This window comes from Chitinivorax tropicus, from assembly GCF_014202905.1.
Taxonomy (GTDB): Bacteria; Pseudomonadota; Gammaproteobacteria; order Burkholderiales; family SCOH01; genus Chitinivorax; species Chitinivorax tropicus.
Genome location: NZ_JACHHY010000022.1, coordinates 74360 through 87630 on the forward strand (window position 1 = coordinate 74360; position 13271 = coordinate 87630).

5 protein-coding genes are annotated in these 13271 nt (G+C 56.1%); 4 read left to right on the forward strand and 1 reads right to left on the reverse strand.

The window, feature by feature from the left end:
- Positions 1–54: 54 nt before the first annotated feature.
- Positions 55–5775: an alpha-2-macroglobulin family protein gene (locus tag HNQ59_RS16005; RefSeq protein WP_184041402.1), complete on the reverse strand. Its 5721-nt coding sequence runs from the start codon at positions 5773–5775 to the stop codon at positions 55–57.
- A gap of 592 nt (positions 5776–6367) precedes the next feature.
- Here HNQ59_RS16005 and HNQ59_RS16010 point away from each other — a divergent pair.
- The 4 genes from HNQ59_RS16010 to HNQ59_RS16025 all read left to right on the forward strand — a co-directional run bounded on the left by HNQ59_RS16010 (position 6368) and on the right by HNQ59_RS16025 (position 12125).
- Positions 6368–7594, forward strand: coding sequence for a DUF3103 family protein (locus HNQ59_RS16010; protein ID WP_184041403.1), 1227 nt, complete (start codon positions 6368–6370; stop codon positions 7592–7594).
- 269 nt (positions 7595–7863) lie between these two features.
- The gene (locus HNQ59_RS16015; protein WP_184041404.1) at positions 7864–8235 is read left to right on the forward strand and encodes a DUF2946 family protein; all 372 of its coding nucleotides are present in this window, start codon (positions 7864–7866) and stop codon (positions 8233–8235) included.
- Between the two features lie 282 nt (positions 8236–8517).
- The gene (locus tag HNQ59_RS16020; protein WP_184041405.1) at positions 8518–10620 is read left to right on the forward strand and encodes a TonB-dependent receptor family protein; all 2103 of its coding nucleotides are present in this window, start codon (positions 8518–8520) and stop codon (positions 10618–10620) included.
- Between the two features lie 8 nt (positions 10621–10628).
- Positions 10629–12125: a PepSY domain-containing protein gene (locus HNQ59_RS16025; protein ID WP_184041406.1), complete on the forward strand. Its 1497-nt coding sequence runs from the start codon at positions 10629–10631 to the stop codon at positions 12123–12125.
- Positions 12126–13271 lie beyond the last annotated feature (1146 nt).

A 13271-nucleotide genomic window follows, 5' to 3' on the forward strand; every position in this document is an offset into this window, starting at 1 on the left:
GTGCCACCCGGCCAATTGTGGCGCTGGGTGGCACGCGGCTACGCCCGATGTAGGTTATTGAATTCGGATCTCGTTGTTGGGCACCTCGCCAAACATCTCGGGCGCATACATGGCCTCGACCCGGGTCGGTGGCAACTGGAAGGTACCGCTATTATTGAGCCGCACCGTGTATTCAATCGACCACTTGCCCTGTGGCAACCAGTCGTAGTAAGCACGATACGCATCCATGGCTGTCTCGACATACACTGGCCAGGCACCGGTGGTCTTGTCGCCCTGGCCCAGAATCGCTGAGTCGGTTTTCAGGCCACGATTCAGCAGGGTGCTGCCGCCTGGGATCGGGTCATTGACGGCCACCCACCCCATTTCAGCCATGGCTTCAATATCCAGCTTGATGCGCATCACATCCCCTCGGCTCCAGGTGCCCGCTGTCTGTTGCACGACGGGGCTGATGGTTTTCTGGATGCGATAGCCGGTGAACAGCGGCTGCTTGAGCGGCACTGCCGCAATACTCTGAATGGTCAGCCACGGCTTGCCAGTCCCTTGCTGGGTCACAGTCAACTGGCTGCTGCCCTTGGGCCAGGTCAGCGATACCACCTCCCCCTTCGGTTGTTTGGCCCAGTCGATGGACTTAGCCTGCCCATTCACCTGAGCCTGGGTTTCACCCGTCACGGGAAGGGTCTCGAAACGCTGCGAGAAGCGATCATATGCCAACCGGCCCCAGGCATTGGCGGTGGTCAAGTCCCAATGCCCTTGACGTTGGCGACCCAGCGCGCCGTTGGCCAAGCGTGGCAGATCAGCCTGCCAGGCGGGCTCGTCCAACACCGTCAACAACAGGCGCACAGCATTGACATCTGCCGATTGCATGGCCCACCACAGCTGGTCGGTCTTGTCCGTGGTCATGGCCAACACGGTGCCTTGCAGGTTGAGACGGTTACGCAGCAATTGCAGGGCCGCTTGCAGCCTGGTGTCGCGCTGCGGCAGATCAGCAGTGCGTTTCAGGATGTTGATCCAATCGAGCAGGCTGGAGGTGGGCCAGGTCTGCGGGCGAACATCCACCGTATCCACCAGATTGGGCCTGACCTTGCTGCTGCGCGATAGTGCTTCCAGCGCCGTCAGACGGGTGACATTGGCGTTGTCCCAAGGCATGGATTGGCGTTTGATGCGCCCTTCCAGCCAGCCGATCAGCGCTGATTCCATCTGCGTCTTTTGAGCCGCCGGCAATGCCCAGCCGCGCTCATGGGCAAGCGACAACAAATAGGCCGTCAGTTCGATATTGCCCTCACTCTGCAAGCTGAAAAACTTGGCAAAGCCGTTACTGTCCAGCATGGCGGGCAAGTCTGCCGTGACGGTGTCCCAAATGGCCTTGTTGTTGAGCGCAACGGCGCGTGATGCACGTTGCTCCAGGCAGGTAAACCAGTAGTTCGACATATAGCGCTCGACACCATCCAGGCTGTCAGCCAGCTTGGCGCGGGCACCGATCTTGATAGCACCCCGCCCGACGATGGCATCATCTGGCAGCGCAACCGGCAGGCTCATCTTGCCCTCCAGCTGGCTCAAAGTGGCCTGAATGATCCGCTCCGGCACAGCTTGTTGCACTTTTTGCACCAGCTTGACCTGATCATTGGCTCTACCACCTTCCTCCTCGACGCTCACCAGCCAATCCAGCTGGGTCTGATTGATCGGCACCGTGACAGACCAGCCGATCTCTTTCGCCTCACCAGGTTGCAGGCTTTCGCTGATGGCAGCGAGCGTGCTGCCCAGGCCATTGACCTGCGCATTGGCCTTGACCTTCATCGGCTTGTCAGTGGTATTTCGCAAGGTAAAGCCCGCACGGAAGCTGTCACCCTCCCGCACCACCGGTGGCAGACCCGACAGCATCATCAGGTCCTTGGTGGCGCGGATGCTGGTACTGCCCGTACCAAACCGGTCCTGACCCGCCTGCGCCACAGCCACGATGCGGAAGCTGGTCAAGGAGTCATTCAGCGGGACCTCGACCGTAGCTTCTCCCGCTTCGTTCAGTACCACCTTGGCTTTCCAGAGCAACAGCGTGTCAAACAACTCGCGCGTCGGCATCAGCCCACCTCCACCGCCGGCAGGCAGCGCTTTTTTACCAAAGTGGCGCCGCCCGATGATCTGCATCTGAGCGGTGGCCGTGGTGATGCCATAGCCACGTTCCGCCATCATGCCTTCCAACAGGTTCCAGCTACGGTTGGGTGCCAGCTCCAGCAGCCCTTCATCGACCGCGGCCAGGGTCACTTCGCTTGGCTTGGGTAGCGGCTTGCCATCCGCCGTGCTGACTTTGATCTTGACCTGTGCCTTTTCACGGGTCTGATAGACCTGACGATCTGCATCCACCTTCACGGCCAGTTGCTGGCCCTGGTGGCCGACCTTGACCGATGCGATGCCCAGTCGATAGGCTGGTTTCCCCAGATCGATCATGGCAGTGGGTTGGATCGTATCTACCCGGCCCCGCACAGCCAGCACCGACACAAACATATTCGGCGCGAAATGCGACTTGATCGGAATCCGCACTGTGGGCTTCTGTGAGGTGATGCTCTGCACATACGCCTCGATGATACCCTCGCGTTCAACGGCGATCAGCGCCGTGGCTTGTTGGAATGGCATGCGAACTTGCAGTGCCGCCGTCTCACCCGGGTTGTAGCTGGTTTTGTCGGGGATCACGTCCATCCGGTCGCTGGTGGTACCGCCAAACCAGGCGCTTTCTTCTCCTTCGAACCAGGTTTCAGCATGGGCAAATGCATATTTGCCATCCGGGTCGCGCGTGCCGACACGGACGGTGATATCACCAGACTCCTTGCCCATCACCTTACAAAAGGCCATACCCTTGGTGTCGGTCTTCGTGTTGCATACCACACCCAGCGATTTGTGCTCGACTTGGTTTTCATAGGCATAAAAACCACCGACCAATCGCTTGCGATGCGAAAACACCCGGCTGTGATAGGCATTGACCTGTACCGGTGCATTAGCCACCGGCTTGCCCGTGTTGTCCAGCACCATGGCGGTGATGGGGATCTCTTTGGTATCGCTGAAACGATCAATGCGAACCCCCGCGACATAACGGGATGTCCACAACGGAATGGTGGTGCGCGAGGTCTGGATCTCACCATTCGGATCGGTATACTCCAGCTCGGTCAGCACCTCGGAAGGCTGGCTGATGGCCGGTAAATCGGCCAATTGCGTGCGGGCTGCGCCCTGCTTGTCCAATGTCAGGGTCTGTTCGGCCAGCGCTTTGTCTTTACTGCCAGTCGGTGCATTGCCTTCGTCATCGAAATATTCGCCACCATCCTCTTGCCAGCGGCCTTTGAGTTCAACGCTGCCTTTTTTCATGGCTTCTGAGACATCGCCATTGTTGAAGAAGAAATCCGGGTAGGTGGCAAAATTTACCCAGCGTGGACGTAAGACGGAGCGCAATTTGACCTGGCTGCCATTCGCCCCACCCCCATTGAGGTAGTTCAGCTGGATATCCAAAGGCAGGCTGCTCGGGCTGACCGGTGCGTTGGTCGGGCCTTTCACAATGGCTCGCATCAGCGGCACACGGAATTCACCGACGCGGAATGTGCCTGTGTTCTGGCGCAGCTTCTCCTCCTTGCCCTGGACCTGCAACAACGTCACCTGATACTCGCCCAACGTCGCTTTGCTTGGAATCTGCCACACACTTTCGGCACTGCCATCTTTCCAGCTGATCGGAAATTCATATTGCTGATCACTGCCAATATGCTCGATGCGCATTCGGTTAGGCAGGTTTTGGGAATCCATGGCCGCAAAACCGAGCATGGTGCGTTTACGGGCCACATGCTTCATATGCACGGTTTCGCCAGCCCGTAGCAAGCTGCGGTCAAAAATGGTGTGGATGGCACCGGGGCCTTGCCAGGCCGTGTCTGGCAGGTTGAAACGCCACGCTTCGATGCCGTTTTCCCAGTTGCTGTTGACGAAGCCGAGGTCATCTCCCTTCCGGGCAAATACATACAGCGGACAATCCCACTTCTTGGGTAAGGTCTGGCGAATCAGCGCCAGACCGTTGGCGTCGCTTTTACCCTGCCAGAGCACTTTCCCGGTGCAGTCGCGCACAGTCAGGGCGGCATCTTTCATCAGATAGCCCTTATCCAGCGTGGTAACCCAGGCCAGTGCGTTTTCCTCGCCACGCTTGAAATGAACGGCCAGATTGGTGCTGAGTGCGGCAGTTCGCACAAACATCGCCTTGCCACTGGCCAGCAGGTTGGCACCCAGCCGCTGGCTTTCGATTTCCACCACATTGAAGCCAGGCTTGCTCAGCGGGATGCCAACCACTTCCGCTTCGCGGTTGCTGGTGGGTGTAGGCAACCGGTGCTGTGTCGCGGCTTTTTCGGCAATCAGGTAGCTTTGTTCGTCATGGGCGTCTTCGTTCTGCTGCAACCGGGCCAACCACTTGATGATGGCCGTTTCGTCACTGACATTCAGCACCCGGAAAATGGCGCCCTGCGGCGGCTCATTACCAACAGGCGTGGGCGTAGCCTTGACCGGTGTCGGAAGCAAGGTATTACCCGTGCTGGCCGGCGCAATATTGGGCTGCGTGGCGGTGGGGGCAACGTATTGATTGAGGTTGCGCACCGCCACGGGCAGCAGGCCACCTGCATTGCGCTCGACGATACCGAAACTGGCGGAGAATTTTGCCAGCGGTGGGTAGGCGTCCATCTTTACCGCCATCGGGAAGGACTTACCATTGCTCAGTGAGCGGTTGGCATCGTCCTTGAAATTGGCAGGCAGGCTCAAGGTCAAGTTGGATTTTTCAGGAAAGGGGCCGACAAACCGTACCGCATCCACCCAAATATCCGTCGCCCGCTTGATCGGGTCCAACACCGTCACACCTTCGCGACCCTTAGTGAGCAGAGTGATGCGTTTACGGGTGTCCTGATCCGAAGGTTGCGCAACATAGGTTTTGCCCTCCACGTCACGCAAGGTGATCTGCTGTGCTTGGCTCCAGGCAACAGGTGCAGTGAAGTGCAACGTGATGGGCAGAATCGGCAGGCAGTTCGACTTGGCATTGCTTCGCTCACAATGCAGGCTGGCGCTGAAGTCCTGTCTGACTTGATAAGAGAGTGACTGCGCATCACCACCCGTGACACCCGTAGGGCCAGCCAAGCCCGCATCGATGACCAGATTCATCGACTTGCCGCCTGGCAGCTTGCGCTGACAACGCAATGCCTCGAAATGACGATTGGCGGGCTGCTTGACGAGCATCTTGATCAACGTGTCACGCTCTGCCGCAGACAACAAACGCGCGCCAATGCGCTCTTTGATGCCCTCCACGTCACAATGTGCGGATTTGAGCAGGCTGTTGGCCACAATAGGGCCATCGAATTCCAGGAGAAACTGCTGCTCGTCGTCGATGGATCGACCCGTGCCGGGCCAATTATTGATGACACTGGGCGAGCCGGTCGAGAAATTGAAGGCGGCAGATTCGATAGTCTTGCCAGCAGGGGTTTTCAGGTCCGATTTCAGTTTGAATTGGCAACTGGTACCACCCGGTACTTCACGATCGAAATCGTAGACCCAGTTCTGGGCATCCACCCAGCGCCCCTTGCCTGCCGTTGCACATTGAATCGTAAACGGGTCTGCGCGGCGAGGGTCCCCGAAATCCACGGCTGCATCATTGAAACGCACCTGCACTTGCCGAATATTCTTACTGATTCCTTGTGGAGAGAATTGCTCCACTTTGACCTGATCTGCCGCGCTTGCCGCACCGATCGCACCAATCATCAACCATGCCAGACGCATTATGTAATCCCTTCGAATGGATGACCATATTATCGTCAATTCTGCGTCAGGGCGCATCTCAGGCCAGTGTGGAAGGCCTGGAGCGGGGCGGACACCCACCAGAAAAGGCACTTCCATCTGCCCCCAGCACAAACAGAAGCTGTCGCAACAATGCCCCGCAGTCAGTTACCCGGCACCAGTCTGATGGTTCGATCATCCAGTATGGGATGCGTTTCGATATCCCAGCATGACCGGCTACCAGTTCAACTGTATTTCACCCATATTGCCTTACACATAGCTTGCAGATATGACATAACAAAATTCACATACCTTGACTTGCCAAAAGCCAGCACCAGCACTGAATTGGAATCGGTTACAGTCTATTTAAGACATCAATTAATTACATATATATCAATCATATAAAATACATTGCCGGTATTGTCATTCAAGCTGCAAATAGGTAGCGTAGATCCGTCCGAGTTGAAATCCACTCGACACCCGCCCCTGGATAAGCACCGGGGAGATACAAGCAAAAAAGGCTGGTTATCAACAAAAATCAAATACCTGCCGGCCATCATAAAAACCACGCATAAGCATCGATTCGGAGGAAACCATGGCCTTACCCAAAAGATTGCGTCAATTGCTGATCGGTGTCGCCAGCTTGACTGTGGCCATCACCACATATGCCAATGAGCCCATATTGACACCAGCGGGTACCCTGCCTGGGCAGCCAACTCAGGTTGATCAAGCCAAGCGCGAAACAGCTCGCCAGATTGCCAAGATGTTGGCTGATCCAGCGTTTGCCAGTGCTTTGCAAAAACAGCTGGGTCAGTCTTCTGCCCCCACGGGCAACAAGGCCGCTCCTTTACGTGCGATCTTGAATGAATACACGCAGCGCGCGCCGAGAATCAGTGCCTTCAGCCGCCAGCAAGGTGAAGTTCAATCACTGCGCCAGATGGATCAAGGCTTGTTGAATCAGAAAGGGATTGCTGCACTCAGCCAAGGGCTTTTGCAGGTTCGGCTGTATGAGCCCAAGAGCGCGCAGCTCGCTCCACAGCCAATCGATCAGATGTGGGTTGCATTCGAGCCCGCTGGTGACGACAAGCAGTGGAAGACCATTGAGGCATTCGACAGCCAAGGCCGTGTTCATTTGCTGGATGCGAAACAGGCCCCGAACTTCCCCGTGCTGGTGGCCGATATCGATGGCAAAGAAGACCTGCGGGCAGGAATCAAGCTGGCCAATCAGATCCTCACTGGCAAGGGTTTGCAGCAATCCAATGTAGCCCGCCGCGAGGTGACCACCATGGCGGCAATGGCTCAGACAAGCGGCTTTGTCGATACCGCCAAGCTCGACCATATCCGTTTGAACAAGGATGAGGAGCCCTGGATCTCTGGCGCTGCTGAAGTGTATGCCGTGGTATCTGGTGTGCAGCCGGATCAAGCCAAGGCGCAGATCCAGATCGTGGATATGCCTTATCTGGATTATGAAGGGAAAGACTATTATCCCAACCAGATCCTGATCCAATGGGCGGACTTCCGCTACGCGGCAGCCAATGTGCAGTTGTTCGAGCATGATGACAACACCAATTACAAGGATCTGGTGTTGGCCATCACCTCTGGCGTCGAAAAGATCCTCGGGGCATTCAAGCCCGAATACGCAGTGATCGGCACGGTCGCCAATGCCATCGTCCAGGCGATGCCATCACATTGGTTTACCAATGACGATGATTATCTGGACAGCTTCTACACGCTGGAGAAAAACCGTACCTACACCAATTGGATGGGCGCCGCGGGCAATGCCACGATCACGCTCTCCCCATATCGGTTGAATGAGCAGTGACCCAGTCCGTAACATAAGATCAGCAAGTATCGGGTATGGTGAGTAAATGCAGGTCACTCGCCATACCCACCCGACAGCCAGGCTTAGATTGGATCAGAATGCGCTGCAAACCGGCACAATCCCCTGCCCTGCTGTGATTAGGTGTCTGCCGCCGCGTCCATTTTACGCGGCTCAACTGCGAAGCCATCCGCGCCAATCTACCGACATCATCTGGCCGTCAGTCATTTAGTCGCTGCCAACATCCGCAAGTACCCATATAATGCGGAATCATGTTTGCCAGACGCCCCCTCAACCACGCACTTTGGCTGTCTCTGTTTGTGTTGGTGTTCACCACACTGGCACCCACTTTCAGCGCCTGGCAACAGCGTAATCAAAAAGAATGGGTGGAAATCTGTACCACCCTAGGCGTCAAACGTGTTCAGCTGGATGCTGACGGCCAATTACCAATCGAGACCCCATCCAGCGGCATACATTGTCCGTTCTGCCAGAGCCCGGCGGAGCACGCCCTGCCACTCCCTGTCTTTCTACTGCACTATCCCACGGTAACCGCCCCACCAAGGGTCAGCACTTTACTGACGCTCTTACTTGGCGCGGTCACATTGCGCGGCCCGCCAGCCCGGGGCCCGCCCTCGCTACACTGACTCCAGCCCTTGACGACTGATACAGATCGTTCTGTATCGACCTGTTGTCTGTTGTTGCATGTCTCAACAGATGTGTTGGCCCTTGCCTTCGCGACAGCAGCTGTTTGATCACCCAGGGAGAAACCAGACAAAGGCATCGGGATGTATACGTGATACATGCGGATTCCAAGCCTTGTCCCCGGATCACAGTCGCACAGCTGTTTTGCAAGCAATCCCCCGAAGTAGGCTTAAACACCGCCTCGGGAGTGGCTTGCGCGCGAGTGCACCCGTAGCGAGAAGCTCATGAACAAACGCCTCACCACCCACCCCGCCTTTCTCCCTTTTTGCCCACTCATCCTGGCACTTTCCCTCGCCAGCATGGGTAGCCAGGCCGCAACTGACACCAACAACCCATCTGAAGTGATTGTGGTCACCGGTTCGCGCACCGCCACGCGACTGAAGGACACCCCCGCTTCGATAGGCAAGATCAGCGAGGCCGCGTTGGCCCGCACGAAATCCACGTTCATCGGGGAAGCCCTCAATCAAGTATCTGGGGTCTATATGCCCAGCCTGGGTAATGAGCAACATAGCATGTCGATTCGCATGCCACTCTCGATGAGTGCTTACTATGTCTATCTGGAAGACAGCATCCCTATCCGCCCAGTCGGCATCTTCAATCACAATGCGTTGTATGAGCTCAATCTACCCGGTGCGGCATCCATTGAGGTGATCAAAGGCCCTGCCTCCTCACTGTACGGCAGCAATGCCGTGGGGGGAGCAGTCAATTTCCTGACACGACCACCCACCACCGCCCCAGAGGCCGACATTGCCGTCCAGGCAAGTAACAACGGCTTCAGACGCGCCGACGTGGAGTTATCCGCTGGGCAGGATGACCTGAGCTGGCGAGCTGCTGCTTACCACGCCCGTTCAGATGGTGGCGATGCCGACTTCAACAGCTTCGAGAAAACCAGTGCGACACTACGTGCCGATTGGCGACTCAGCCCTCGCACCTTGTTGGTCAGCACGCTGACCCACAACCGCCTGCGTACCGACACCCCTGGCGGCCAGAAGCCAAGCGATTACGAAACACGCCCCCAGTTCAGTCAACACACCTTCACATGGCGTGACGTGCGAGCCAGCAGGCTGACCAGCACCCTGCGCGGCAATTGGAATGCGGGAGGGGAAACGGCCATCAGCTTTTTTGCCAGGGATAATGACACCAACCAGCTGCCCAATTTCATGATCTTCAATACCGGCAACACCACAGCCAGCGGTCGGCAGAATGACAACCACTTCCGATCACTGGGAATGGATGTCCGTCATCGTCAAAAATGGCATGACTGGGTCTGGATTGTCGGTGCAACCCTTGATCGCAGCCCCAACGATTACAACGAACAAAACCTGAGCGTGGTACGCGACCCGCTTTCTGGCCGATACACCCGCTATCAGGTGATTGGGCAGCGGCGAGACTATCAGGTGATTCTCCACAACCAAGCAGCATACAGCCAGTTGGAATGGCAGCTGATGCCTACGGTTCGATTGGTCGGCGGGCTGCGGCATGATGCCATCCGTTACGACTACCGTAATCATCTACCGCCATCTGCCACCACCGGTGCGCCATCCGAAACACGCCGATTCCACCGCACCAGCCCCAAGCTGGGCGCTATCTGGAACATCACGCCTGCCTTGGATACTTACATCAACGCCAGTCAGGGCTTTATCCCACCAGAGGTCAGCAGTCTGTACGGCTCGCTGGATGTGCCCAATCTGAAGCCAGCACAGTACGACAACTTTGAAATCGGCACACGCTATCAGCATGGTGATTGGCGCTGGGACTTGGCTGCGTATCAACTCTCAGGTCAAGACGAGCAGGTGAGCTATACCCTGATGCCCGGCAAAAGCGAGCCACGTAATGCTGGTCGCACCCGCCATCGCGGGCTCGAATTCGGCGTGGGCTGGAAAGCCCATTCCAGCCTGCATCTGCGGGCGTCTGGCAGCTTGGCCACCCACCGCTACCTGAGCTATGCCGCCAGCCCAGCGCTTGATTACTCAGGCAAAGACATGCCCCAAGCCCCGAAATGGATTGCGAACATCGAGGCCAGCTGGCGACCGACCGAAGGCACACACATCGGCCTGGAAGCACAACGTGTCAGCAAGTGGTGGATGGACAATGCCAATACGGCCCGCTATCCAGGCCATACCTTATGGCATCTGCGCGCCAGCCAAGACATTGGCCCCTGGCAGCTCTGGACAAAGTGGATGAATCTGGGCAACAAACGCTATGCAGAAAATGCAACCTCAAGCTATAGCGGCGTCGGCCCACGTAACCCTGAGGCGCAAGACATCTATGTCAGCGGTGAAGAACGGACAGTGTTCGTCGGCGTGCGTTATCGGTTTGCGGGGTGAGGACAATCATGACACATTCCGACTCCAAACTGACTCGCCAACTGACCGCCAGCCGCTGGCTAGGACGCTGCTATCGTTGGCACAAACAGATTGCATTGGTCGTCGCCATTCCTGCCGTGTTGTGGGCGTTGACCGGGCTGGCCCACCCGATCATGACGCGCCTGTTCCCCAGCGCGCTCACCATGCAACCACCCACGGAAACCATCCAGACACCAGAAGGCCAGCCACTTGCCAGCATCATGCGCCAGGCCGGTATCCACCAGATCGAAGCAGCTTGGTTGATCGCACCGGCGGGCAGGCCAACATGGCAAATCCGTCAACCAGGGCCCGATCCCTACCGATATTTTGATGCTGTGACCGGCCAGGAGAACCCTGATGGCGACCGACAGCGAGCCATCCAACTGGCCCGTCATTTCGCAGGTGATCAGCACAGCCCCCTTCGCAATGCGCAACGGCTGACTCAATTTGATGCTGACTATCCCTCGGTCAATCGGCTACTCCCGGTGTGGCGTGTGGATTTCGACCGGCCAGATAGGCTGCGTGCCTATGTGGAAACCGGCCCGGCAAGGCTGTCTGCGCTGGTGGATGATCGAAAGGCCATCTTCCAGCAACTGTTCCGCATACTCCATAACTGGTCATGGGCTGACGACTGGCCTGGGCCAAGACGCCTGGTCATGACCATCCTGCTCATTGGCATCGCCACCACCACGGCAATCGGCCTACTGGTCTATATCTTGCAAAAGAGCCGCCCCTCGCGACCAGCCAGCCGGGTATGGCACCGCCGAATCGGCCTGCTCGCGACACTGAGTATGTTGGCTTTTTGCAGCAGTGCCGTGCTTCATCTATGGCTAAAAGCTCCGCTCGCCCCCCCTGTCCAGTTGGCCACGCCTTTTGATACCACCTTACTCACCGCCCAACCCACACAGTTGAAATCCGGTGCGGTCCTGGTCAATATCAGCGGCCAAGCTGCCTGGTTACTACCACGAATGAGCAAGGCAGGCGGAGCCGAGCATCAACACCATGCCGCGCACACAGTGCGCCACCCCACCCCGCCCGCACGCTATCTGGATGCGGCTACCGGGCAGGTCCTACCAGATGGCGAGCCTCGCCATGTCCAGCACTTGACGACCAGGCTGCTGGGCCAGCCCGCCACGGGCAATCCACGTTACCAGTGGGTTCATCGGTTCGAAGGGGAATACGGCTTTATCAATAAACGCCTGCCCGTGGTTCAGATCAAGCAAGGTGACCGCACCGACTATCTGGAACTCTCGACCGCCAGCTGGGCGGCTCACATCGAGCCTTCGGTGCGCACGGAGGGCTACCTTTTCTCTTGGCTACACAAAGCGCAATGGCTGGACCCGCTCGGGAAAAACACCCGTGATACCGTGCTGGGCTGCTTCGCCTTGCTCAATGCCATCATGATTGGCATTGGTGTCTGGATGTGGTGGAAAAAGCGCCGGTCGCCGCGCGGATCACCCCAACAATCCCACCATTCAGCTCAATAAAATCGGGCTGCTAAAGAAAAAGCCGGTCAGGTTGCCTGACCGGCTTCCGCTGCAACAAATCTCCCTCGCCCATGCTCGCCAGCACAGATCTTGGTCGTAGTGCACCAACATGCTGCCCAGACATGTCTCATTGATCGCACTGCACACATCCCAATTTACTGCAAAGACAGCACAGAGTGAAAACATTACCCAACCACTACCCACGCTGAAGCCTAGCCATCCTGTGCGCCTATATTACAAGCATGTGCCATAGCCAGCGCACAGATCAACCATTTGACATCACCCTTGTGCATGTCAATGCCAAACAGCCAGCCCAGTTGCGCACAAACAGTCAATCTATTGAATTTATTAAATAAAATAAACAACCCATCAACGTAGGCATGTCATATCACTGATAATGACCTGCATTCAGTCCAACATTGCGCCATGTCAGCTGACTGGGATTTTTTATAAAAGTTCAATCAGATTTTCGTAAGAACAATCAGATTTTTCAATCTGTATCAAAACGAAAATGAAATATATATTTGCGCCTCTTATAAAATTTAATGCAAAGCAGGTGAAGCATATCTATCACCAACACATAATCAAAAGCGTTGAGGCCTAGAAAGCTGCACTACGTCAAGCAGCCCTCTATCTCGCTACCAAAGCCATTCTGGTAGCCAATTACCTGCCTACCTTCGCTACTCAAACAAGACGATCCGTTCCAGACCGGATGACCTCACATAGTGGTCATACAGAGAGGCTTTTTTTCAAAAAATCCATCATTACCGATCAAAGCAGTCACATGGCATCTATCAATAACATGCATAAATTGGAATATGCAATGTGTAACCACCCATGACATACCCTCATCACACAAGAGACATCATGATGTTTTTATATGAAATTTTACACAACAAACCTCAACAACAACGCTTCAAAGCTCGGACAAAGCTACGTATTTTTACCAATAACATCAACTTTAAAAATACTAATCAGACTACGCCAAATTACGTAGAAATACTAACCAGCAAGTCGTACTAAATAGATAAAAATTTTCCTGAGCAATCACCATGTCATCACAAACACTCCCCCCCGAAGCGGAAGGTCCTGAAGTGGACCATGCGGCCAGTGGTCTGGCCTGCCTGGCGACCCTGTTGCAGTTCT